Source organism: Oceanobacillus sp. CAU 1775, assembly GCF_054482815.1.
Window position 1 is genome coordinate 121682 of record NZ_JBTLRO010000004.1, and the last position, 24551, is coordinate 146232.

At 34.7% G+C, this 24551-nt stretch carries 20 protein-coding genes and 1 other annotated feature; of the genes, 11 read left to right on the forward strand and 9 right to left on the reverse strand.

Annotation, left to right across the window (positions count from 1 at the left end):
- Window positions 1-231: 231 nt before the first annotated feature.
- Both ACXYMZ_RS08530 and ACXYMZ_RS08535 read left to right on the forward strand, forming a co-directional pair.
- Entirely contained in the window at window positions 232-639 is a 408-nt protein-coding gene (locus ACXYMZ_RS08530) for a DUF948 domain-containing protein (protein ID WP_458947969.1), read from the forward strand.
- Window positions 640-665: 26 nt separating this feature from the next.
- Window positions 666-1226, forward strand: a complete 561-nt coding sequence (locus ACXYMZ_RS08535; RefSeq protein ID WP_458947970.1) for a YtxH domain-containing protein — start codon at window positions 666-668, stop codon at window positions 1224-1226.
- A 91-nt stretch (window positions 1227-1317) separates the two neighbouring features.
- Here ACXYMZ_RS08535 and ACXYMZ_RS08540 read toward each other — a convergent pair whose 3' ends face one another.
- Window positions 1318-3459: a cell division protein FtsA gene (locus ACXYMZ_RS08540; protein ID WP_458947971.1), complete on the reverse strand. Its 2142-nt coding sequence runs from the start codon at window positions 3457-3459 to the stop codon at window positions 1318-1320.
- 205 nt (window positions 3460-3664) lie between these two features.
- Between ACXYMZ_RS08540 and ACXYMZ_RS08545 the strand changes: the two genes are divergently transcribed.
- Together ACXYMZ_RS08545 and ccpA are read left to right on the forward strand one after the other, a co-directional pair.
- Complete coding sequence (locus ACXYMZ_RS08545; RefSeq protein WP_458947972.1) at window positions 3665-4738, forward strand: bifunctional 3-deoxy-7-phosphoheptulonate synthase/chorismate mutase; 1074 nt, start codon at window positions 3665-3667, stop codon at window positions 4736-4738.
- Between the two features lie 416 nt (window positions 4739-5154).
- Window positions 5155-6165 (forward strand): catabolite control protein A, encoded by a 1011-nt coding sequence (gene ccpA / locus ACXYMZ_RS08550; protein WP_458947973.1) that lies wholly within the window; start codon window positions 5155-5157, stop codon window positions 6163-6165.
- A 46-nt stretch (window positions 6166-6211) separates the two neighbouring features.
- Here ccpA and ACXYMZ_RS08555 read toward each other — a convergent pair whose 3' ends face one another.
- The 5 genes from ACXYMZ_RS08555 to ACXYMZ_RS08575 all read right to left on the reverse strand — a co-directional run bounded on the left by ACXYMZ_RS08555 (window position 6212) and on the right by ACXYMZ_RS08575 (window position 13343).
- Window positions 6212-7687 carry a Mur ligase family protein gene (locus ACXYMZ_RS08555; protein ID WP_458947974.1) on the reverse strand — a complete coding sequence of 492 codons (1476 nt, stop codon included), beginning with the start codon at window positions 7685-7687 and terminating at the stop codon, window positions 6212-6214.
- A 73-nt stretch (window positions 7688-7760) separates the two neighbouring features.
- A complete protein-coding gene (locus ACXYMZ_RS08560; RefSeq protein WP_458947975.1) occupies window positions 7761-8930 on the reverse strand; it encodes an acetoin utilization protein AcuC in 1170 nt (389 codons plus the stop codon).
- Entirely contained in the window at window positions 8927-9577 is a 651-nt protein-coding gene (locus tag ACXYMZ_RS08565) for an acetoin utilization AcuB family protein (protein ID WP_458947976.1), read from the reverse strand. Before ACXYMZ_RS08565 ends, ACXYMZ_RS08560 begins: the two co-directional genes overlap by 4 nt.
- A gap of 2 nt (window positions 9578-9579) precedes the next feature.
- Window positions 9580-10230: a GNAT family N-acetyltransferase gene (locus ACXYMZ_RS08570; protein WP_458947977.1), complete on the reverse strand. Its 651-nt coding sequence runs from the start codon at window positions 10228-10230 to the stop codon at window positions 9580-9582.
- A 125-nt stretch (window positions 10231-10355) separates the two neighbouring features.
- Window positions 10356-13343, reverse strand: a complete 2988-nt coding sequence (locus ACXYMZ_RS08575; RefSeq protein ID WP_458947978.1) for a transglycosylase domain-containing protein — start codon at window positions 13341-13343, stop codon at window positions 10356-10358.
- A 118-nt stretch (window positions 13344-13461) separates the two neighbouring features.
- Window positions 13462-13674 (forward strand) — a binding site (T-box leader).
- A gap of 61 nt (window positions 13675-13735) precedes the next feature.
- Here ACXYMZ_RS08575 and tyrS point away from each other — a divergent pair.
- From tyrS to motS, 4 genes are all read left to right on the forward strand, one after another.
- A complete protein-coding gene (tyrS, locus tag ACXYMZ_RS08580) occupies window positions 13736-15010 on the forward strand; it encodes a tyrosine--tRNA ligase (RefSeq protein WP_458947979.1) in 1275 nt (424 codons plus the stop codon).
- 204 nt (window positions 15011-15214) lie between these two features.
- Window positions 15215-15949, forward strand: a complete 735-nt coding sequence (locus tag ACXYMZ_RS08585) for a FixH family protein (RefSeq protein ID WP_458947980.1) — start codon at window positions 15215-15217, stop codon at window positions 15947-15949.
- 173 nt (window positions 15950-16122) lie between these two features.
- Window positions 16123-16944: a flagellar motor protein MotP gene (gene motP / locus ACXYMZ_RS08590; RefSeq protein ID WP_458947981.1), complete on the forward strand. Its 822-nt coding sequence runs from the start codon at window positions 16123-16125 to the stop codon at window positions 16942-16944.
- Between the two features lies 1 nt (window position 16945).
- Window positions 16946-17683: a flagellar motor protein MotS gene (gene motS / locus ACXYMZ_RS08595; RefSeq protein WP_458947982.1), complete on the forward strand. Its 738-nt coding sequence runs from the start codon at window positions 16946-16948 to the stop codon at window positions 17681-17683.
- A 66-nt stretch (window positions 17684-17749) separates the two neighbouring features.
- Here the strand turns inward: motS and cuyB are convergent, their stop codons facing one another.
- The gene (gene cuyB / locus ACXYMZ_RS08600) at window positions 17750-18547 is read right to left on the reverse strand and encodes a cysteate racemase (protein WP_458947983.1); all 798 of its coding nucleotides are present in this window, start codon (window positions 18545-18547) and stop codon (window positions 17750-17752) included.
- 279 nt (window positions 18548-18826) lie between these two features.
- Here cuyB and ACXYMZ_RS08605 point away from each other — a divergent pair, with 279 nt between their 5' ends.
- Window positions 18827-20047 carry a carboxylate--amine ligase gene (locus ACXYMZ_RS08605; protein ID WP_458947984.1) on the forward strand — a complete coding sequence of 407 codons (1221 nt, stop codon included), beginning with the start codon at window positions 18827-18829 and terminating at the stop codon, window positions 20045-20047.
- Between the two features lie 32 nt (window positions 20048-20079).
- Window positions 20080-21120 carry a lipid II:glycine glycyltransferase FemX gene (locus ACXYMZ_RS08610; protein WP_458947985.1) on the forward strand — a complete coding sequence of 347 codons (1041 nt, stop codon included), beginning with the start codon at window positions 20080-20082 and terminating at the stop codon, window positions 21118-21120.
- Between the two features lie 60 nt (window positions 21121-21180).
- Here ACXYMZ_RS08610 and rpsD read toward each other — a convergent pair whose 3' ends face one another.
- Window positions 21181-21783 carry a 30S ribosomal protein S4 gene (gene rpsD, locus ACXYMZ_RS08615; RefSeq protein WP_458947986.1) on the reverse strand — a complete coding sequence of 201 codons (603 nt, stop codon included), beginning with the start codon at window positions 21781-21783 and terminating at the stop codon, window positions 21181-21183.
- 413 nt (window positions 21784-22196) lie between these two features.
- On the opposite strand from rpsD, the gene ACXYMZ_RS08620 reads away from it, so the two are divergent.
- Complete coding sequence (locus ACXYMZ_RS08620; protein WP_458947987.1) at window positions 22197-24011, forward strand: sensor domain-containing diguanylate cyclase; 1815 nt, start codon at window positions 22197-22199, stop codon at window positions 24009-24011.
- 59 nt (window positions 24012-24070) lie between these two features.
- On the opposite strand, the gene ACXYMZ_RS08625 is transcribed toward ACXYMZ_RS08620, so the two are convergent.
- Window positions 24071-24550: a GAF domain-containing protein gene (locus ACXYMZ_RS08625; RefSeq protein ID WP_458947988.1), complete on the reverse strand. Its 480-nt coding sequence runs from the start codon at window positions 24548-24550 to the stop codon at window positions 24071-24073.
- Between the last annotated feature and the right edge of the window lies 1 nt (window position 24551).

Below are 24551 nucleotides of genomic sequence, written 5' to 3' on the forward strand. Positions count from 1 at the left end.
ATTTCTACAAGTTTTTTTGTTTAGTTTAATAAACATTCTGCCATATTATTCGAAAAAATTCTTATTTACATATATACTATTTATAACGAATCTATAGATATTTTCTTTCGACAAATGTTTAAGGACAGGGAGTTAGGGTATATTTAAAAAAGTACTGGTAAAAACATTTTTTAAGGAAAGTCACTTAGACAAAGTAAATATTTATATTTAATAAAGGAGCTGTTTTATCTTATGGAAATTATGCTTTACATCGCTATAATAATTGCAGTTATAGCTCTTGTTGTCTTAACTATTTACATTATTAATACTGTAAAAGTGACGAAAGAATTTCTTGGTGATGTTTCAACAACATTAGAGGGCATTGAGGTACAAATGAAGGGAGTAACTGATCAAACAACAGCATTATTAACGAAAACAAATCGCTTAGCTGATGATGTTGAGCAAAAGTCAATGAAAGTTGATAGTTTGCTTGATGGAGCAAAAGGCATTGGTGAAACAATGCAGGAATTTGATCAATCCTTGAAACAGCTTACAAATAGTATTTCCCGAGCATCACATCAAGAGCAAGAGAAAGCTTCGGAAGCAGTTAAATGGGGAGCATCTATTTTAGAATATGTTTTTAAGAAAAAAAGTAGTTAAATTACAATTATATGGAGGGAATCGACGTGGCAGAGAATAACAATTCAAAAGATTTTATTATGGGCGTAACTTTAGGAGCAATAATTGGAGCATCTACAGCGTTACTACTAGCACCAAAATCAGGTAGAGAAACACGTGATGATCTAAGTAAAGGTGCACAGCAAGTTAAATACCGTGCAGGCGAATTTAAAGAGATGGCTGTAGAAAAAGGATCAGACTGGAAAGATAAAGCTTATATCACTGGTTCTGACTTAAAGAAGAAAGCTCTCGACACTTCTACAGATCTTACTGAAAAAACAAAACAGTTATCAAAATCTGCAGCAGAAAAGGCGCAGGAAGTCACTAAAGTAGTTAGTGAAAAAACACAAGACTTAACAAAGAAAGCAGCAAGTAAAACTGAAGAAGTAGCAGAAAAAGCTGAAGATCTTACGAATAAAGCTTCTGAACAAGCAACAAAAGCTGCTGATAAAGCAGAAAAAAACGTAGATAAAAAAGCAAAAGAAGCAGAAAAGAAAGTTGAAAAAGCTTCAGATAAAGCAGTTAAGAAAACAGAAGAAGCAGCAGATAAAGTAGAAAATCAAAAATAATCTTTATCTAATTTACCAATGAAAATAAAAACTCCCTAAGTGTTAAAACAACACATAGGGAGATTTTTTACATTTGAAAGTACAATTTAAATTAATTATTTTGTTCCCAAAGGATAGAAAGTTTATCACCAGTCTTTATTTTCGTATCAAAAGCTGCCTGCTCATCATTACAATATAATTTAAAAGTACCCTGTACATTTGTTAAGTCAATATCTACATAACGAAAAACATTTTGAAAAATAAATGGGAATGTCTGTTTTTCTGTTATTTTTATTCGATCATTCATCTGAACAAGACTATCTAATGAAAGAGTCTCATCATTACGCTTTACAAGATAGGCTTCTTGTTTCAAAGTCACTTTTTCATCATTAAAGTATATGGTAATTGCATCCCAATAATTTGTTTTTAAAAAGGTAAATAAATCTTCAACAGTTGGATTTTTAGCAGGAATAATCTCTAACTGATCTTGATGACTTAGATGCTCAACTAAACTAGCCTGCACTCCGTTAATAAGAATTTTTGTTTCTCCAACTGAAAGTTGTAGATGCTTTTGATTGATGATCACTGGAAATTTTGTTGTAATCGTATGATTTATATTATAGAATTCAAGAAAGTCTTTAATTGTTTCAATATTTTTCCATTCAATCATATCGTTATCTTGCACAATATAAGTAGGTTCTTTATGGGCTTGGTTTACAAAATAAATATTACCAATAACATATTCCTTATTTTTATAATGAATCTTTTTCTGCTCTTCACTATTAATTAATTCTGCAAGAGTAAGTTCGGCAGGTGTGCCGTCGACTCCTTTATTTATCTGAATGACGTCACCGTTTTTAATGTTTGTAGTAACCTCTACTTTTTCGCCGTTTAAATATATTTCAGGGTCTTTACCAAATTCTCCTGGAATCGTGATTTCTTTGTCGTTTATCTTAACAAACTTAGCCAAACCAGGTTTGCCATACATACGATTGATTTCATAACCAGCTTGTACTAATGCATCACCTACTGTGAGTTCATTCAGTTCAAATAAACGGACACTTGCATCATTTACATTTACTTGTACATATTGAACAGGTCTTTCTTGAGCGGTTATTGCAATACCAATTGGTGTCACAAAATCTGGGCCAGCAGGTATTTTATCATCCTTAATTAGGTTGGCTATTGCTTGGACATCACGGACTGCGACTCTATTACCAGGTAAATCTAATTTCTCTGCAATTAGTTCAGTAATATTTGGAGTTAAACTTCCTCCACCCACAAGCATGACGGCTCGTGGTGATTGAGTATTAAGCGCTAATATTTCGTTAGCGATCCGACTCGCTAATTTATTAATATCATTTTCAACTGCAGTTAATAAATCGTTGTAGGTAACCTCATCACCAAAACCTAGAATATCCATGATTTCCGCTTTACCTTCATTTACAATTTGGCGTTTTACGGATTCGGCTTCAGGAAAATCAAGCAAATAATGATCACTTATCGCTTCAGTAATTTCATCTCCTGCAATTGGAACCATTCCATATGCAACTACCGTGCCTTTATTGGCAATAGCTATATCACTAGTTCCAGCGCCAATATCGACTAAGACTACGTTCAATCTACGCATTGACTCAGGAATTAAGACATGTAAGGCAGCTATTGGTTCAAGTGTCATTGCATCCATATGTAAATCCGCTAACTTTAATGCTGTTAATAATGATTCAACAACAACCTTTGGAAGGAAGGTAGCAATAATTTCTACACTTGCAACTTGTCCTTGCTGTTCAATTAAAGAGCCAATTATCTCATCATCAAGCTTGTAATATAATAAAGAATAGCCAACACAGTAGTAATTGCTATACTTGTCCTTCTCTTGTTCGCTAGCTAGCTTTTCTTGTGCAACCTTAAGAGCTGACAGTTCTAAATGCTTAATATCTTGAGCTGTTTTAAGTGGGTATTCTAGTAAGTCTACAGAAGCACTAGCCTCAATTGTCTTTAGTGTTCTACCAGCAGCAGCGACACTAACTTCTTTTAGACTTATTGCATTTCTCTCTTCTAATTTCTTCTTAACCTCTTTAATAACTTCTGCTACCGCAATAACATCATGAATTTGTCCATCACGCATCGAGCGCTCTTTATGTTCAATTGTATAATAATCCAAAATAGAAAAACTTTCTTTTGATTGATTTATAAGAATACCAGTTACAGATCTTGTACCGATATCTAAAGAAAAAATAGTCTTACTCAACACACATAACCCCCTTCTAAACAACGAAAGCAATAGGAAATTAATATTTCCTCATATATAAATAGTACCATGACCATACAATGAATGATAATTATTTTGTCGTATATTCTGTATAATAATTGTTTTAAAAAAGTAAATAGTGACAAACGATAGATATTTGGCTATAATTGTGACTAATTATTAAAATTTAGCTTAGGAGGCGTATAGGATGAGTAATAAAATAGAAGAGCTTAGAAGTCAGCTAGATGGCGTAAACCTAGAGATTTTAGATTTAATCAATCAACGTGCTGCGTTGGTACAAGAGATTGGACAAGTAAAGGCGAAACAGAGTACATATCGCTTTGATCCTGTACGTGAAAGAGAAATGCTTGATCAAATTAAGAAACATAATGATGGTCCATTTAAAAATAGTACAATTGATCATATTTTTAAAGAAATATTTAAAGCTGGGCTTGAACTTCAAGAAGATGATGGTAAAAAAGATTTACTTGTCTCCAGAAAACGACAAGCTGAGAATACAGTAATTGAAATAAATGGCGCTACAATTGGAAATGGTAATGCGAATTATATCTTTGGTCCATGTGCAGTTGAAAGTTACGAGCAAGTTGCAGAAGTAGCTAAATCAGTTAAGGCAAAAGGCCTTAAGTTATTAAGAGGAGGAGCATATAAGCCTCGTACATCTCCATATGATTTCCAAGGGTTAGGTTTGGAAGGACTTCAAATCTTAAAACGTGTCGCAGACGAATATGATCTCGCAGTTATTAGTGAAATCGTTACTCCAGCACAGATTGAAGAAGCAGTTGATTATATTGATGTAATTCAAATTGGTGCAAGAAACATGCAGAACTTCGAGTTATTGAAAGCAGCAGGGGATGCTAAAAAACCTGTATTATTAAAGCGTGGTCTATCTGCAACAATTCAAGAATTTATAAATGCAGCAGAATACATCATGTCACGTGGAAACTCTAATATTATTCTTTGTGAACGTGGGATTCGTACGTATGAAACAGCTACAAGAAATACATTAGATATTTCTGCTGTACCTGTACTTAAGAAAGAAACACATTTACCAATATTTGTTGACGTTACACATTCAACTGGTAGAAGAGATTTATTGCTTCCTGCAGCTAAAGCAGCGCTTGCAATTGGTGCTGACGGAGTTATGGCAGAAGTTCACCCAGATCCAGCTGTTGCTCTTTCTGACTCAGCACAACAAATGGATATCCCAACGTTTGATAAATTCTTTGAAGAAATTTCAGATCTAGAAAATCGTTTAAAATAAACCTGAAATAATTCTGCCCTAGCTAAGTTTTCTATTTAGCTAGGGTTTTTATTTTATTTTAGTATAATAAATGATAAAAAATCAAAAGTATGGATATTATTAGCAGGATAGCCACGTCCGGCTCCAGCGCCCACCGACTATCAAACTTCGCACTCCTTCAATCGATAAGTCAACATCGGATCGTACCTCGCCGTGTTTCCTTTATCTTGAGGAGAGGAAAAGGATGTTCAACTAAGAACGCCACATCACGTGGCAACGTTGAACCACCCCACGTCCTGTGGGGCGCAGTTTGTACGTCGCTGAACGGGCGCTTGCGCCTTTGTAAATAATTTGTGAATTTTTAACGTTATTTTTGAAAAAGTTTTCATGGTAGAGTATGATATAAAAAAGAGGACGAACTATAGGAGGTAGTGAATGTGAATATAACAATATATGATGTAGCTAGAGAAGCGAACGTGTCCATGGCTACAGTTTCTAGAGTTGTCAATGGGAATCCGAATGTGAAACCGACGACTAGAAAAAAAGTATTAGCAACAATTGAAAGACTAGGATATCGTCCGAATGCTGTTGCACGTGGTTTAGCTAGTAAGAAAACGACAACAGTAGGTGCAATTATTCCAGATATATCGAATATATTTTTCGCTGAATTAGCACGTGGTATTGAAGATATTGCAACAATGTATAAATATAACATAATTTTAAGTAATTCAGACTCGGTTAAAGAAAAGGAAATCGAATTAATCAATACTATGCTTGAGAAGCAAGTGGATGGAATTGTTTTCATGGGTGAAAATATTTCCGAGGAGCATATACAACAGTTTAAAACTGCTCCAGTGCCAGTTGTTTTAGCTGGTACGTACGACTCTACAAAAGAGATTTCTTCTGTAAATATTAATTATGAGCTTGCAGCCTATGAAGCGACGATGGAATTAATTAAAAATAATAATAACGAACAACCTGCCTTTGTAATGGGTACGAGTGACACAGTCGTAAATAATTTGAAGTTCGAAGGTTACCAGCGTGCATTGAAGGAATCGAATATTGATTTTAATAATGAATTTATTATCCAAGGAGAATCTTCGTATAACGCTGGTCTCTATGCGGTAGATAAAATTCTCAAATTAGATAAATTGCCTTCATCTGTTTTTGCAACGTTGGATGAGATTGCTGTTGGAGTTATTCATGGTTTCCAAGATAAAGGATATAAAGTACCTGAAGATATCCAAGTGTTTGGTTTCGATAACACTAGACTCGCTAAGATGGTTCGTCCTACGTTGTCGACAGTTGTTCAGCCGGTATATGATATTGGTGCTGTTGCAATGCGTCTTTTGACGAAATATATGAATAAAGAAGAAGTGGAAGAGAGCAATGTAATTCTTCCTCATCGATTAGAAATTAGAAATTCTACTATATCTAAAGACAATTAAAAAGGAGCAGGAGAGACATTATATTTCGTCTCAACTGCTCCTAATTTTATTTTTTCATCATTTCATTTACTACTTCTGCGGCTTGGTCCATTCCTTGGCATCCTGCAAGTAAAACAAGGTCATCGTTTTCTGCATTTTTAATTGCAAGATTGATCGCGTCAGGAAGTTCATCATAGAGATTGACTTTAATATTTGCCTTTTGCATTGTGTCCATAAAGGCTTTGACTTCTGCGTCAGTTACTTCATCCTTTGGCGTTGTATGCGAGATACTTCTTGTAGCTGTTACTTCATTTAGGTTAAGTTTTTTTGCCCACTTAATAATTGCTTCCGCATTTTCTTGATTTATTTTTGCTCCCCTTTGTCCACGAATACCATAGACTAGATGGAGTTTTTCAAAATCCATTGCAGTTAGCGTTCCCATCGTAACATCGATATTCCCAGGATTTGCAAAATGATCATCGACAATTTTAAATGTATCCTCATAGATAAACTCAAATCTTCTAGGGACACCCTTAAAATTCAAGAGGTTCTTTGTAATGGATGCGCTTGGAATCCCGTTAACTAGTCCAACAATAATCGCAACCATAGAGTTATAAACGGAGTGAAGACCTGGAACAGCCAATTCAACATCAAAAGAACTCGGCATAAACTTTAATCCATCTACTTCAAAGCTTTTTAAAATCTCGAATGAAAACTTTGCTCGGCCTGTTGATAAGTCCAAGTTGTTGCAATGAATATGTCCTTCATTATTTTCGAGACCAAACGTTAATACATTTGCTTTCGTTTCGTTTACTAAAGAAGCAGAGTATTTATCGTCTAAATTTAGGATTGCTACACTTTCTTCTTTTGCATTTTTTATTAAGCTAGACTTAACCTCAAAATATCTTTCAAATGAACCATGTGCATCAATATGTTCTAAACTAATATTATTCAATGTGACAATATCATAATCAACACCATAGACACGATTCAATTCTAATGCAGACGAGGAAACTTCCATTGTCACATGAGAAACGTCGTTGTTTACCATGTCATTCAAATGATGGTGTAAATCTAGTGATTCTGGCGTTGTTAAATCAGATGGTATTTTTTTGTCACCATTTTTAATGGATACAGTCCCAATTAAACCTGTACGGAAGATTTCTGGCTCTAGTATTGCATCTATCATATAAGATGTCGTCGTTTTACCATTTGTTGCTGTAACACCAATCATCTTCAATTTTTCTGAAGGATGCTCGTAAAATGTTGACGCTAATAATGCCAATGCTTTTCTACTATCTTCTACTAAAAATTGAGGAATCATAACATCTTCCTGAATTTCTTCGACGACAGCAACGATTGCTCCAGCTTCAACAGCCTGTTTTAGATATTTATGTCCGTCTGTTTTATATCCACGAATACATACGAAAAGGTTATTAGCAAAAACCTTTTGTGAATGATATGCGATATTATCAATTTCAAGATTATCTGTTTTTGGATTATTTATTATATCAAGTGATTTAAGTAGTTTATTTAATTTCATGATCCCATTCCTCTCCATCAATTTCTAAATAATTATATCGACAATTAACGATAAAGTCTAATATAGAAAAGGATTAGGAATTATTATTTAATGGAGAGTGTAAATACTTCAAAAGGCTTGTAAGTGTCTTTTGGTTTTTATCTTCAATATCTTTTTTTCTCGGAATCTCTGGGAACGCCTCTTTACCGTCATGCCAAAAAGAAGGTAGGGTGAGGTCCGTGTCAGATTGCCATCTATCAAGCCACATGGATGGAATTTCCCCTTTAATGGTTTCTCCATACCGCATCACACTCCAGAGCTGTGCCCATGCTCGTGGAACGACTCTCCATATATCATAACCCCCACCGCCAGTAGCAATCCATTTCCCGTCGCAATATATATTAGCTATTTCCTGTGCGATTTGAGGGATTCTCTCATAAATGTTCATCGTACCACATAAATGCGTTAAAGGATCAAATACATGTGCGTCTGCACCATTTTGAGTTAAGATGACATCTGGTTTAAAGTATTCTGCTATTTCTCTAAAAGCTGTTTCGTATAATTCAAGAAATGACTCGTCCTGTGTAAAAGCATCAATCGGCAAATTGAAGGAGTATCCATGACCTTTTTTACTTCCTCGCTCGTTTACATATCCAGTTCCAGGAAAAAGATGTCGTCCTGTTTCATGAATGGAAAATGTGCAGACATTTGGGTCATCATAAAAAGCTAGTTGTACACCATCCCCGTGATGAGCGTCTGTATCAATATACATGACACGTAAATTATACTTTTCTCTTATATATTTACATGCAACTGCACCATCATTATAAATACAAAATCCCGCAGCTTGTCTTTGAAAGCCATGATGCAAGCCGCCACCTAAATTAAGTGCTTGATTAGCCTCACCAGTCAAAACAGCGTCAACAGCAGCCAGAGTGCCTCCAACAAGATAACTGGAGGCTTCATGCATATTTTCAAACATTGGTGTGTCTTCTGTACCTAATCCAAAAATTAGACCTTCATCTTTATCCAGCCGATTTTGACTAGCTTTTTTCACAGCTTCAATATATTGAACATCATGGAACAATGCTAATTCTTCATCTGTAGCCAACCGTGGAGGAATAATATCAGCCTCATCCAAACGATTTTCTGCTTCTAATAATTCCTTTGTTAAAATTAAACGTTTTTGATTAAAAGGATGATTTTCATTGAATTTATATGTTAAAAAATCATCTGAGAAAACAAATTTAGCTCTTTTTGTCATAGCTTAGGCTCCATTATATTGTTTGGCCAAAGTAGCTTAAAACCCGCTTCACGGATATCTTTAATAATTGGCATAGGATTCATCGTTTGTACACGGAAAACTAGAACTTTGTGTTCCGGGTCATCTTTATATGGATAAACAAGTACTGAAGCAATATTTACATTATGCTTGCCGAAAACCTGAGCAACTTCTGGTAAAATTCCTGGACGATGGGGAACTTTAACTTCAATTTGCGAGCCTCGTACGTGTGTACCGGTTAATTGAATTAAGTTGTATAACATATGTTTTTCCGTTACGACACCAACCAGTTTCTCGTCACTGACAACTGGTAAACAAGCAAATTCTTTATCGTAATAGATTTTTGCAATTTCTTCTACAAAATCGAGTGGGTGAATAGTGATAACAGGCTGACTCATAATCGTTTGAATTTCGTTTTGTAAGACTGCTCGGTCACCGTCCTTGATAAAAGTTGAAGGACTTGCATCACGCACATCCCGATCAGAAACAATACCAATTACTTGTTCCTGATCGTTAACAATCACGATATGCCGGATGCGATGTTTTTTTAATAGGATTAGAGCTTCTTCAATTGTCGCTGTAGGTGGAAGTGTAACAACATCAGTGTTCATAATTGATTCAACTAACATTTCTATCCCTCATTCCTTTTTCTTTGTTTATATCTAGTGAGAAAGCGTAATTGATTAAATTTTTCGATTGATTCTTCTGAAACATTTTTTCCTATACGAACCATTAGTGTGTTAGCTGGATGAGAAATTATTTCTGGATCATCTGTCGTTGCTGGCTGAAGTCCGCCTTTAGCCATCATTTTACCCATCATTTTTCGGTAATTCCAGATGCTTAATTCAGTGCCTTTTAAATCCCAATGCCAATAATATTCAGTAGATATAACGATATAATTTTCCATGTAATCATCCATCATGGAAATCTTTAATAAGTTAGAGGCTACGCGTTCTCCACGGTATTCAGGAATCATTTCAATCGCGCCTAACATAATGAGATCTTCCATATTATATGTGGACCAACGTTCTAAAGGGTCAGGATGGTGATATGTAACATACCCTACAATCATATTTTCTGTTCTTGCTACAATTATTCTTCCTTCTGGAAAGTCTGCTATTGATAATAATGCTTCGAATTGTTTGTGAGCAGGGCGAAAGGCTATTAATTTATCATGAAACTCATATTTTTTTAATTCATCTGAAGTTAGGGGGCCTTCAATTGTAATCGTTCCCATTGATGTTTCATAGGACAACGAATATTTTGTTTTCTTATGTTCCAACACTTCACCACCTTAAGAAATAAATCGCTTACATTCATTATACATTATTTGGTCACTCTTTTTTAGTATTTTTTGAAAACTCATTTTACATAAGAAAAAAAGCAAGAGCGATTAGCTCTTGCTTTTTAATCTTCACCATTATTTTCTTCTTCCTCATCTTCATCTTCTTCTTCATTACCGTTTGAATTGCCCTTACCATTGTTATTATCTTTGCCGTTGCCATTACCGTTATTGCTATTGTTATCTTTGTTGTTCTTATTTTCGTTTTTCTTATTATTGTCTTCTTTTTCTTCTTTTTTATCTTCTTTCTCTTTAGCTTTTGGTGCATCCCCTATAGTAACTGTTGCTGATTCCTTGGACTCTACACCAAAGTAATCGACAGAGCGAACATAGTATAATCCGTAGCTAGCATTGATACTGAATGAAGTTGAATCTGTACTGCCAATACGGGAAAATTTCCCGCCAGGTTCTTTTGCTTCATAAATACGATAACCAATAACATCATTACTACTTGATTTATCCCAAGTTAATTGGTTACTACTTGTTTTTACCCCTGTAGGAGGAGCAGGTGGTCTACCATCATCATCAATGTCTTCGCCAATCTCTATACTGCCAATCGGTATCCCAATGTTTTCCCACTTACTACGATCACCATTCAAAGGTATCATTAAGGATGGGTCATCAATTTTATCAATTCCATGTTTAATTAAAAACTCTGGAGTAAACATTAGACCGTCACCATTCGTAAATTCACTAGGCGTATTCGATCCAGCAACTACGGAACGGTTTCCAATTCGCACGTGGGCTCCAGTTGTTAAACTATTGTCTCTTTCTGTTGGAACGAATTTTGCATTAAATAAACCGGTTTTTACTAAGCCTGCTTGCTCACATAATTCACTTGGTAGTAATCCAGAAATTGCACAATAGCTTCTTGAAACAATTCCTTCTGGCTGTTCAAATCTATTTTGTGGTGCAACTAACTCAGGATTAATATCACTTGCTGCATTAATTAGTTCTGCCCAAAGTTTCATGTTACGATTTCCATGTGATAAATCACACCAGCCACAATAAAGTGAATCTGGTATTGCATAACCTAGCCAACTACCAAATGTAATGTTTGGATTAACCCCCATGAAATGTACGTTTTCAGTATTCTGAGATGTACCGGTTTTTCCAGCCCAATCCACACTGCCATATTTAAGCTGTGAATTTAAATATGTTCCAGTACCTTGTGTTATTGTGTCACGTAACATGTCAATTAGTAAATAACTTGTTTCAGGTGAGAAGACTCTAGTAGGTTCAATCTTATGTTCAAAGATAACTTCGCCATCTTTTGTTGTGATTTTATCGATGATATAAGTATCTACTGACTCTCCATAATTCGCGATAGTTGCAAATGCATTACCATTCTCTTCTAGAGACACTCCATATGTTGTCCCACCGATCGAAAGCGAAGGGTTGGCATATTCATTAGGACCAACTGTAGTAATCCCCATTTTAGTAAGATACTTCTCAACAGGGTTTATAGGGATTAGATCCATATAAGTTTTCACAGCAGGCACATTTCGAGATTTCGCTAAATGTTCGCGTGCGGAAAGCATTCCCTGGTGTTTCCTATCTACGTTTCTAATTTCTGTAGTTCCACTACCATCAGGTACGATTAAAGGAACATCAGCAATAGGTGTTCCAGGGTGGATTAGACCTTCTTCTAGTGCTGGGCCGTATGCTAATAATGGTTTCATCGTACTACCATTAGATCTGATTGCTTTCATATAATTAAGTTCATCTTCAAGACTATGTTCACGACTGCCGAGGAAACTTATGATTTTTCCTGTTGAATTTTCTATCATTACAGCTCCGGTTTGAACGTATTGTTCTTTTTCATCAACAATATTTCCATCCCCATCTTTTATTGGGGTAATTGTATTCGGACCGTAGTGTTGATAGTTTTTTGCCACTTCTTGAAAAGCATCATAAATTTCTTTATCAATCGTCGTATGGATTTCGTATCCGTTCATACGAATAGCTCGTTCTGCTTTATCCCTGTACTCTTCACGTAGACCAGGAATTGCTCTTAGGTCTTGTGCTGTATAACCATCCATTTCAATAAAATGATTAAAAAGGATATCTTCTGCACGGAGCTGAATTTCTCCTGTTAAAATTGGATATTGTTCATATGAAGTTTCTTCTTCCTGTTTGAAATCAGCGACAATATCATAGTTTTTTGCTGTGTTATATTGGTCTTCCGTAATATATTCCATTTCAAGCATACGATTTAGTACCGTCATCATACGATTCAAGCCTGCTTGAATGCCTTCTTCACTTTTCAGTCCACCACCACTAGCAAATGGGGTGTAAGCAGATGGACTTTGAGGGAGACCAGCTAAGTATGCAGCTTGCGCAAGATTAACTTCATCGGCATCTATACCAAATATCCCTTGTGCAGCTGTTTGTATACCAGCAATATTACTACCAGAAGCGTCTCTACCATAAGGAACAATATTTAAGTATGCTTCTAGAATTTCGTCTTTTTCGAAGAAACGTTCGAGACGAAGTGCCAAGAGAATTTCTTTAGCCTTTCTCTCAAAAGAGACTTCATTCGTTAAAATTTGATTCTTAATTAATTGTTGGGTCAGCGTGCTCCCACCAGATTGAACAGGTGCGCTTGAAACTTCTTGTAACACTGCTCGTAAAATTGCTTTAGGTACGATTCCTTGGTGTTCATTAAAATATTCGTCCTCGGTTGCAATTACCGCATCAATAAGTAATGGAGCAATATCATCGAGTGTTGTTTCATCACGATGAAGGTCAGCACTTACTTCTCCAAAATAGACATTATTCGCGAAAAACATTCGTGAGGTTTCGGAGTAATTATAGATGTCTTGGGCCATCGTCTCATAATCGCGAATTTGTTCATCCTTCACGAGCGATGCAAAATAACCTGCTCCGATTCCGCCAATAAATACAAACCCAATAAAGCCAACAATCACAAAAAATAATACAATATTCCAAAAAACACCATAGGTAATCCTGCTAGTGCGTTGGACTTTGCCGGTATTCCATATATTTTTTACTTTTTGAAGAGCATTTTTCATATAGTCTTTGAAATCCATTTGAAAACCTCCTAAAATTCCTTTATAATTATACCATATCTATATTTTTACATGAATCTTTTTTTAGAATTGTTGCATAATCTTATTATATATGCTATAAATATGAATTAATAATAAAGCGTTTGTGAAGAAGGATCGCAGTAGCCTAATAGATCACTATATAAAAGAGAGTTGACGGTAGGTGCAAGTCAATATAAATCTATTGGTGAATTACAATCTGGAGCAATTCTTTTGGTTAGTAGCTAAAAGAACGGTGGAAACATCGTTAACAATACCAAGTGGCATTTTATTGCAACAAGGGTGGTACCGCGTGTTCAAGCTCGTCCCTTTTTTAGAGGATAGGGCTTTTTTTATTTACTTTTTTATCTGAATATAAAGGAGAAGAAATGACAATGAATATTTTAGAAGAGTTAGAATGGCGTGGGTTAATCCACCAAACAACCGATAGAGAGGGACTTGAAAAACATTTAGAAAATCAACCAATCTCACTGTACTGTGGTTTTGACCCAACTGCTGATAGTCTGCATATTGGACACCTTGTCCCAATCATTATGTTGAAACGTTTCCAACAAGCAGGTCATAAGCCGATCGCACTTGTTGGTGGTGGGACAGGGATGATAGGGGATCCAAGTGGTCGTTCAACAGAGCGCTCTTTGAATAGCGAGGAAGTTGTGATGGGTTACGCTCGAAGTATTCAAGACCAGATTGGAAAGCTTGTTAACTTTGGGGAAGGCGAGAATCCTGTGATTTCTCGTAACAACCATGATTGGTTAAGCAAAATGACTTTTATTGAAATTTTAAGAGATACAGGAAAACATTTCAGCATCAATTACATGCTTGCTAAAGAGTCCGTTTCAAGCCGAATTGAACAAGGGATCACTTTTACTGAGTTTAGTTATATGTTGTTACAATCGATTGATTACATGAAACTATATGAAGAAGAGAACGTCCAGCTACAAATTGGCGGAAGTGACCAGTGGGGGAATATTACGGCTGGTATGGAGCTCATTCGACGTACAAGAAAAAATCCAGAAGAAGAAGAGGTTAATGTTTTTGGCTTAACAGTTCCGTTAATTACAAAAGCAGATGGTACTAAATTTGGTAAAACGGCTGGAAATGCTGTTTGGTTAGATGCAGAAAAGACCACACCATATGAATTTTACCAATTCTGGATTAACACAGATGATAGGGATGTTATTAAGTTTTTAAAATACTTTAGCTTCCTATCAAAAGAAGAAATTGATAAATTGGAAGAAGAAGTAGAAAATAATGCGGGAGCTCGTGTTGCTCATAAGCGTTTAGCAGAAGAAATGACTGAAATGGTTCACGGGGAAGCTGCGTTACAGCAAGCGATTAAAATTTCCGAAGCTCTATTTAGCGGAGATTTAAAAGATTTATCCGGTAGTGAAATTGAACAAGGTTTCAAGGATGTACCTACAGAGAACTTGGAAAAAGTAAATATCGGACTTGTTGATTTACTTGTGAATACAAAGATTTCACCATCTAAAAGACAAGCGCGAGAAGATATTCAAAATGGTGCCATCTATATAAATGGTGAAAGACAGCAAGATACGAACTATGAAGTTACAGAAGTTGATCGCATTGAAGATCGCTTTACAATAATAAGACGTGGGAAAAAGAAATACACACTCATCAAATTCAACTAAAATGATAAAATAAGCTTAGGATAGAATATTATCTTAAGCTTTTTTCTTGGCTATCAATTGTCGATGGATTGTCATCTGTTCATGTTGATACATATACATAAGACTGGTACATTTACGTTAGGGGATGTTAAATAATTTAGTAATCAGAACAATTATTGGCATCATTTGTAGGTTCATTTTAGATTTATATCGGAGGTAATAAAAATGAAAAAGATTTTACTTGCACTATTAGGATTTACTCTACTATTTTTAGTTGCTTGTGGTAGTAATGATGAAGTGGATGAGGTAGAAGAAGAATTACCTATTCTTGCGGTTGATTTTAAAGTACCAGAGTCTGCAGAAGTAGATGAAGTAATTGAATTAGAAGCTATTGTTACATACGGTGGAGACCCTGTTGAAAATGCCGATGAAGTAAAATTCGAATACTGGCTTATGGGTGACGAAGATAATAGTGAAGAAATCGATGGTGTTCATACAGAGAACGGAGCTTATGTAGCTGAAGTAACCTTCTCTGAAGACGGTGTATATGAAATGTATGCACATACTACTGCAGAAGGATTGCACACGATGCCTTTAACATCAATTACTATCGGTGATGGCGGAGATGTCGTTGAAGAAGAAGAACATGAGCATGCACATACTGATGGATTCCACTCCCATTTTGATCAAGAAGAAGTTATTTCAGCTGGTGAAGAGACTGAGTTAGTCGTACATTTACAAATGGATGGTGAACCATTAAGTGAAGTATCTGTGCGTTATGAAGTTGTTCCTGATGGGAATCCACAAGGTACAAACTGGATTGATGCAGAAGAAATTTCACCGGGTGAGTATGAAGCAAATCATACATTTTCTGAAACTGGGACATATAAGGTTGTTGTTCATGTGGAAGATGATGCTGACTTACATGAACATGACGAGTATACTGTTACTGTAGAGTAAAATAAAAATATAAGCAGCTTTGCCTTTATCAGGTTAGAGCTGCTTTATTTTTGATGAACTTTACTATTAGAGGGTTTATATTTTAACATTTGTAGGAATAGTCGATATAATCAAGGAGTTATTTTAAAACTTTATTGACTAAATCTTGTGATGGAGAGTAAGGGGATTAATTTATGAGAACAAGGGACCTATTGACTCCGATTGGTATTACTATCGGCTTTATAATGATCATGCTAGCAATATTGTCTGATAGTGGTGGAGAAGGAGTAACTTCATTTATAGATATTACGAGTATTTTTATTGTAATTGGTGGATTGACAGGGTCAATGTTAATAACGTTTAAATTCGATCAAATCAAACACACTGGAAAAATAATTCAAGAAACAATGTATAAAAACGATATGCGCCTGCCTGAACTTATTCGATTGTTTGTTGAATTGTCTGAAGAGGCAAGGAGAAAAGGGGTTCTAGCTTTAGAAAATAAACTAGATACGATTGACGATGCTTATCTTAAGAAAGGTGTCTTACTCCTTGTTGATGGACTTGAACCAGAAGATATTAAAGATATTATGGAAGCAGAAATAACTGCGATGGAAGAAAGACATTACCAAGGTAGAACATTGTTAGAGAAAGCTGGAGCATATGCACCAGCTTGGGGAATGATTGGGACGCTGATTGGCTTAATTTTAATGCTTAATAGATTATCTGATCCAGCTTCACTTGGGCCAAGCATGGCGGTCGCTCTTATCACTACACTATACGGGATTGTGCTTGCAAACTTAGTATTTCTTCCAATGGCAGCTAAATTAGAAGCAAAAAGTAATGAAGAGATTTTTATTAGACAAATTATTATTGAAGGGGTTGTTGGTATCCAATCAGGTCAAAACCCTAGATTACTAGAAGAGAAACTAAGTGCTTTTCTCTCACATGACTCCAAAAATGAATTAGATGTCAACATCTATAATAAAGATACTAGAAATGTAGGGGACAGATAAAATGAAACGTAGGAGAATAAGAAAAGCCAATGACAGTGGAGCACCATCATGGATGGTTACCTATTCGGATATGGTTACATTAATATTGGTATTTTTTATCTTGCTTTTTTCTATGTCTCAAATTAGTCAAAATAAATTCGAAATGGTGACAGAGTCCTTCCAAAATAGAGGAATCTTTGATTTTTACCCTTCGATTGTGCCGTTAGATACGCCAAGTAGTGTAGATACGGAAGATGACGAAGACTTTTTTAGCTTTCCATTAGATAGAGAAAATGAGGCGCGTGACGAGGAAATTCTAAATTCTTTAATGACTGAAGTCGAAACCTTTCTGGAAGAAAACGATTTAAATGAAGTGATTTCTGCTAACCGAACGGAAGAAGGAGTAGAATTAATTTTACAAGATTATTTATTCTTTAATCCTGGAGAGGCAGAAATTCTCGATGAAGGGCTGCCATTTCTAATAAAAATAGGTAGGCTACTTTCTACAATTGAAAATGACATAGTGATTGAAGGTCATACAGATAATAGACCAATGAGTAGCTTTGTGTATCCTTCGAACTGGGAATTGTCTGGAGCTAGAGCAAGTACAATTGTTAGATATTTTATTGATGAACAGCGTTTAAATGAAGCAAGGTTTAGAATAGCTGGGTATGGTGAAACGAAACCAATTGCACCGAATGACTCTGCCGAAAATATGGCTCAAAATCGTAGAGTAGAAATAGTCATTTTAAAAGAATAGTTTGTTATATAGAAACAGCCACTTAACCTCCATTGAGATTTTAAGTGGCTTTCGTTCACTACTAATTTATATCATATTTTTTCCTGATAATTGAATTGATTTTTGTACTAAGATATTAAGTGGATCAATACAATATTGTTTTATTTCTTCATTAATAGGTACAGTGGACAATTCAGTACATCCTAAAATAACACAATCTAAATTTTCTTTGCCTATAAAGTCACTTATAATACTATTCAGTACTTCGGGATTATAATTAACATCCGATTTAATACTGTAGATGATGTCCATTACTTTTCCTTGTGTTTCTTGATCTGGATGAATCGGATTCAACCTTGCTTCTTTGAAAGTGTTTTTATAAACATTTGTAGAAATTGTACCATCTGTTGCCAAAATACCAACTTTACTATTTTCACCATATTGATTATAAGCAAAACTCGCCGTTTCTTCTATCATGTTGATGATATTAATATTTGTCATCTGCTGCATTTCTTTATAGAAATAATGCGATGTATTACATGGGATAGCGATATTAGCTACGCCAGCTGTTTCCATTAATTCAATATCTTTTTTTACCGTTTCAAGAAATACTTTTTCTTTTTTTTCTAAGATTGCCCGAGTTCTGTCGGGCATTGTAGCGTGGTTAAGAATCATCATATCGATATGATCTTGATCTTTGTTAGCCAATGTATGTTTTATAATCCTTTTATAAAATATCATTGTAGCTAATGGCCCCATGCCACCTATTACTCCTAATTTATAATTCATATTTACACCACCGAAAGCTTTTGATAATAGCATTGTTAAAGCTAAAAGTTTGAGACCTTTACGGATTATTATCCGAACAGTACCGAACTGTAACATAGCCTTAAAAAAATATACTTTCATTTATCGATACCAAAATCAAAAAACATATATTTAATAAACTAATATTGCATGAATTAATGTTTTGTGTCAATGGATTGCTATACTGTTTGTAGCAAAGTTTGACTGTTGTTGTCACATATTGTTACTATATAGTGTAGGTAATTTGCCGAAAATATATTTATGATTTGATTAAACTTATACAATTACTAAAGATTCACCTTAAATAAATAGAAAATGACAGGTTTTAAACCGCTATTAGAAAAGAGGATATAGCTTATGAGTAAATTAGACTTCCTTCCAGTAATACTAGGTTCTGATGAAAATGCTTATGGAATGGCACGTGCTTTTCATGAGGAATATGGAATTACTAGTATTATACTAACGAAGGGCCACATTTTACCAACGATGCATAGTAAAATCGTCGATAAAAAAATACATGAAAAACTAGATGATCCTGAAAAATTTGTTGAAATAATGTTACAAGTACATAAGGAGCTTAGTGCTAGAGCTGATAAGCTTCTCGTAATAGCAAGTAATGAAAATTATGCAGAGTTAGCTATTAGAAATCGTCAACAACTAGAAGACTATTATGAACTTCCATTTATTAGCGAAACATTGATGGATCAAGTAGTTTACAAAGAACAATTCTATCAAATGTGTGAGACGTACGATCTCGATTTTCCTGATACAGTAATTTTCAAAAAAGGAATGGATGCTGACATAGAGCTTCCTTTCGATTTTCCAGTCGTAATAAAACCTTCAGACAGCATGACTTATTTCAATGCTCAATTTGAAGGGAAGAAAAAAGCATATGTAGTTCATGACAAGGAAAACTTCAAATTAATTATTTCTCAAATTTATTCTTCTACTTATACAGATTCATTGATTATTCAAGACTACATACCTGGAAATGATACCGTCATGCGTGTTTTAAATGCATACGTTAATCAACATGGAAAAGTACAAATGATGTGTCTTGGGAGAGTAATTCTAGAAGACTATACTCCAACTCTAATTGGTAATTATGTTGGAATCATAGGTGAAGAAAATCAAGAAATCTATGATAAATATAAAAAGTTCCTTGAAGGCATCGGATTTAGAGGGTATGCAAATATTGATCTAAAGTATGATGTTCGTGATGGCAAGTACAAAATATTTGAATTGAACATAAGACAAGGTAGAAGCAGTTATTTTGTAACAGCAAATGGTTACAATATGGCAAAATTCTTAGTTGATGATTTGGTATATGACAAGCAATCTGAAGTAGTTTACGGAAAAAACGACCATTTATGGCACGCGGTACCTAAAGATCTTTTGATAAAGTATACGATGGATGAAGACCTCAAAGATCAGGTAATTGCTAGATTTAAAGAGGGAAAAACATCAAATACACTTTATTATAAGAAGGATTTAGGATTGTTACGGAGATATAAGTTAAAATCATACTATAAGAGCTATTATGGTAGATTTGAGAAATACTTTAAACTAAAAGAATAAGTATAGTGGATTTTTATTGGAGGATTAAGAGAATGGCTATTTTAGATAAAACGAACAAGGATCTTGTAAATGAATATGATGAATTTGTTCGAAGCTCCCCATTTCGTTCGATGACTCAAGATCGTAGATGGACAGATGTAAAAGAAGGCTGGGGAGAAGAGTATGTCTATCTAAAGGAAGATGGTAAGATAATTGCTGCAATGTCAATTCTTATCAAGCGTTTACCTGGTGGATACAGTATGTTATATGCTCCACGAGGACCAGTTTGTGATATTTATGATTTGGATTTAGTTCAAAGATTGATTAAAGAAGTAGATAGTATCGCAAAAAAATATAAAGCAATTATGTTAAAGTTTGATCCCGAAGCAAGCTATTCAGATGAACTTTATTCCTTATATAAAAATGCTGGTTTTAAGTTAACTTCAAAAGATGATGAGCAAGATAACTTAATTCAACCACGTTTAAATATGGTTCTGCCTTTAGAAGGTCATGATGAAGAATCTATTATGATGCGTTTTTCAAATAAATTACGCAGTGATATTAGAAGAGGAATCAAAAGAGGTGTAGAGACTAGGTATTCGAGGGATGATAAAGATATCGAGTTATTTTATGATGCATATAAGATAATGTCTGAAAGAAATAAAATCAATATTCGTCCACTAGAATACTTTAAACAAATTCGTGACTCTTATGAAAATGCTCGCATCTACATTTCATACCATGAAGATGATATTTTATCAGCTGCACTTACCATAAATTATTATGGAAAATTATATTATTTATATGCTGGTAGCACAAATGTTAAAAGAAACCTAAGTGCAAATCAGGTAATGAACTATGAAATGATTAAATGGGGAATAGAAGAGGGCGCAATCCAATACGACTTTGGTGGCTTCTTTGAAATCTCACAATCAGACGGACTCTATGCTTTCAAGAAGAGATTTCTTGATAAAGATGGTCATGTGGAATATATAGGCGAAATTAATAAAGTATACAAACCTTTGATGTATAACATATTTGAAAAAGGCCTGCCACTTGTAAAGAAAATCCGAAATAGAGGCAACAACGACTAATTAAAAAACCCTTAGGTTCTCAAAAAATGAGAAGCTAAGGGTTTTTAAGTTTAAATTGTATTAGCGTGAGTAGAACTCAACGATATACTGTTCGTTGATTTCAGCTGGTAGTTCAGAACGCTCTGGGTAGCGAGTGTAAGAACCTTCTAGCTTTTCTGCATCAAATGTAGTGTACTCAGGAACGAAGCTATTTACTTCAAGAGCTTCTTTAACGATAGCTAGGTTTTGTGATCTCTCACGTAAGCTAATCGCTTGTCCAGGAGTTACTGCGTAAGATGGAATATCAACACGACTACCATCAACTAAAACGTGACCATGGTTTACTAACTGACGAGCTTGTTTGCGCGTACGAGCTAGACCTAGGCGGTAAACAAGGTTATCAAGACGAGATTCAAGAAGAATCATGAAGTTCTCACCGTGGATCCCTTTCATTTTACCAGCTTTGTTGAATAGGTTACGGAATTGACGTTCGTTTAATCCGTACATGAAGCGTAGTTTTTGCTTCTCTTGCAACTGCAAGCCGTATTCAGAGATTTTCTTTCTTTGGTTCGGACCATGTTGTCCAGGAGCGTAAGGGCGCTTATCTAATTCCTTACCTGTTCCAGTTAATGAAATGCCAAAACGTCGAGATTTTTTCCATACAGGACCTGTATAGCGTGACATAGACATTTCCTCCTTTAATTTTATTTTGTATAAAGATAAATAGCTGCGCTAATTCTGTTGGCTAGTTTGTTTTTTTGTACCATCGCTCCAGTAGCAGAGAGTTACACGATACACCTTCTAACCTTTATTTAGGCTTGAGGAACAAACTAGTTACAATAGTTCAGTCGCTAAGGCTACCTTTAAATTTACACAACCAATATTATATTATTTATTCATAGAAAAGTCAACTGGCATATAATCATTCTCATTTTAATTTGACTATAATATTAATTAACTAGTTGAAAATAGTTCTTTTAACCTATTTTAAAAAGAAAATCTGTTTTAAATTAAATTATGTGGGAAAACAGTACTAGATGGGGTATAATGTAATAAATTAATTACACATAATAGATCAACTAAAAATAGGTGATTAAATGAAAAATGATGAAAGTATTCAAGCAGTGTTCTTTAATATAGTAAGTAACAGTATTATTAAGGATAATTGGAGAGATGAAATTTTCCAGAACTTATTATCTGCACTTTTTGATTATTTAAATGTTGATCACAGTGCTTTTTATGTATTCTATGAAAGAACAGCTTCATTGATTTTAGTTACTGAAATTGGAGATACAAATAAAGTTCAACTTAATAAGCAGTCTATCGGTTTATCAGAAGTATCAATTACTGATATTTTAATTAAAAGTGAAGAGCGTAACGTAGAAGACTTACTACAATTCCGTCTTTCAGAGGACGAAATCTTATATCTTTATGTTGCATCAAAATCAGCAATAAATAGTGAAATGAAGTCATTATTAGACGAAAACTTAGAAAAAGTAATCTCCATCCTTACGGTAATGAATGTTAATCAAAACCAAAGCCGTAACAATAAATTCCTTCTAGATTTAAGTACGAAATTAATAAAATCAAATGATAAAGATATCATTCTTGAAGAAGTTGCTAATGCACTTAAAAATCGATATGGACAATATGAATACAGTTTACACTTAACTCAAGAGCATGAAACGAACCTCGACTTGCCTATAAAGATTATGCAATATACAGATGAGAACATTGATGAGGTTAGAACAAAGGTGTTCATGACAGGTGAATTGGAAATTGAGAGTAGGATAAACGAGCAACTAAAATATATTTACGCTCCCTTAATAGGAGAACAAAGTGTATATGGAGTTTTAGAACTAATCATTCCTATCGATAAATATTTTAGTAAATATGAACTAGACTTTATCACGGAGTTTGCAATTTTAGCAGGTAAAGCATTAGAAAAAACAATATTATACGAGGATTCTTTAATACAGGTAACTAACCTAACGTTATTGAACGAAATCATCCATGAACTCAATGCTTCTAGTGAGCTGACAGAGATTACATCTCATATTAGTAGTAAAATACGTTCTCTAACTGATGCATCCGAAGTTGGGTTTATTTACTATGATGAAGAATCAAATAAAGTAGCGAATGTATTAGCAGGCAGTACGTTTCTGTTTATGGAAGACGATGGGAAAGAACTTATCCAGTATTTAAAAGAAAAAGTAGATGTGAATCTTGAACCAATTTTCAGTGGAAGTTTTGATAAAGATGGTTTGGATTATCACTCCATAATGGTAATTCCAATGTTATATTCAGGGTTAAGCATGGGGTTTGCTGTCATTCTTCATGAGGAAAGATATCATTTTACATTTGATGCTTTCAAGCTTATTCAATCGCTTATGCAGCATTCATCTGTAGTGATTTCAAATACAATGCTTAAAGAGCGATTACAAACTACAGTAATTACAGATTTTCTCACCCAGTTATATTCAAGAAGATATCTTGAAGAAAAGGTAGAGGAACATATGAGTGAAGGGAAGTCTGGCTCTTTATTGATTCTTGATATCGATGATTTCAAAAAAGTTAATGATAAATATGGGCATCATGTTGGGGATAAAGTATTAAAACAAGTCGCTCAAGTTATGGAAACAAGTGTCGGTGATCACGGGATTCCAACTAGATGGGGTGGGGAAGAACTAGCTGTTTATTTCCCAGATCTGAATCTAGACGATGCCTTTGATAAAGCTGAAGACATTCGGATAGCAATCTCTGAAAATACAAACCCACGCATTACGGTTTCTTGTGGGATTTCCTATTGGTATAGCGGAGACGACACCACTTATGAAACTCTATTTCTAAAAGCAGATGAAGCATTATACCGGGCAAAAGCGGATAATAAAAACTGTGTTGTGACATCATAAATTCTTAGTACATAAAAACGAACAGCAGATGAATTGCTGTTCGTTTTTAGATAAAAATCTTATAAATATGGTATCAATGTTTCCACGAATTTTTCTAAATATAGTTGATCTGTTTCATCAAAACGATTTTTGATAGGACTGTCAATATCTAACACGCCAAATACCTCATCGTTAATTATAATTGGAACGACTATCTCAGACTGACTTGCTGCATCACAAGCAATATGTCCTGGGAATGCGTGCACATCTTCCACTCTTTGCGTTTCTCTTAGTTTTACAGCGGTTCCGCAAACTCCCTTACCATATTGAATTCGTACACATGCAGGTAGTCCTTGGAATGGTCCCAATACAAGTTCATCATTTTTCCACAGGTAAAACCCAGCCCAATTTACATTATCTAAAAATTGATTAAGTAAGCTAGAAGCATTAGAAAGAATGGCTATTTGATCCTCTTCATCTTCGGATAGAGCTTCTAACTGTTTTAATAATAATTCATAATCCTTAACTTTATCATTTGAATATGTTTTTTGTTCAAACATG

Coding starts and splice junctions, on each gene's coding strand:
- ACXYMZ_RS08530 (WP_458947969.1), top strand. CDS start 232: ATGGAAATTATGCTTTACATCGCTATAATAATTGCAGTTATAGCTCTT.
- ACXYMZ_RS08545 (WP_458947972.1), top strand. CDS start 3,665: ATGAGTAATAAAATAGAAGAGCTTAGAAGTCAGCTAGATGGCGTAAAC.
- ACXYMZ_RS08555 (WP_458947974.1), bottom strand. CDS start 7,687: ATGAAATTAAATAAACTACTTAAATCACTTGATATAATAAATAATCCA.
- ACXYMZ_RS08560 (WP_458947975.1), bottom strand. CDS start 8,930: ATGACAAAAAGAGCTAAATTTGTTTTCTCAGATGATTTTTTAACATAT.
- ACXYMZ_RS08565 (WP_458947976.1), bottom strand. CDS start 9,577: ATGTTAGTTGAATCAATTATGAACACTGATGTTGTTACACTTCCACCT.
- ACXYMZ_RS08575 (WP_458947978.1), bottom strand. CDS start 13,343: ATGGATTTCAAAGACTATATGAAAAATGCTCTTCAAAAAGTAAAAAAT.
- tyrS (WP_458947979.1), top strand. CDS start 13,736: ATGAATATTTTAGAAGAGTTAGAATGGCGTGGGTTAATCCACCAAACA.
- ACXYMZ_RS08585 (WP_458947980.1), top strand. CDS start 15,215: ATGAAAAAGATTTTACTTGCACTATTAGGATTTACTCTACTATTTTTA.
- motP (WP_458947981.1), top strand. CDS start 16,123: ATGAGAACAAGGGACCTATTGACTCCGATTGGTATTACTATCGGCTTT.
- motS (WP_458947982.1), top strand. CDS start 16,946: ATGAAACGTAGGAGAATAAGAAAAGCCAATGACAGTGGAGCACCATCA.
- cuyB (WP_458947983.1), bottom strand. CDS start 18,547: ATGTTACAGTTCGGTACTGTTCGGATAATAATCCGTAAAGGTCTCAAA.
- ACXYMZ_RS08605 (WP_458947984.1), top strand. CDS start 18,827: ATGAGTAAATTAGACTTCCTTCCAGTAATACTAGGTTCTGATGAAAAT.
- ACXYMZ_RS08610 (WP_458947985.1), top strand. CDS start 20,080: ATGGCTATTTTAGATAAAACGAACAAGGATCTTGTAAATGAATATGAT.
- rpsD (WP_458947986.1), bottom strand. CDS start 21,783: ATGTCACGCTATACAGGTCCTGTATGGAAAAAATCTCGACGTTTTGGC.
- ACXYMZ_RS08620 (WP_458947987.1), top strand. CDS start 22,197: ATGAAAAATGATGAAAGTATTCAAGCAGTGTTCTTTAATATAGTAAGT.
- ACXYMZ_RS08625 (WP_458947988.1), bottom strand. CDS start 24,550: ATGTTTGAACAAAAAACATATTCAAATGATAAAGTTAAGGATTATGAA.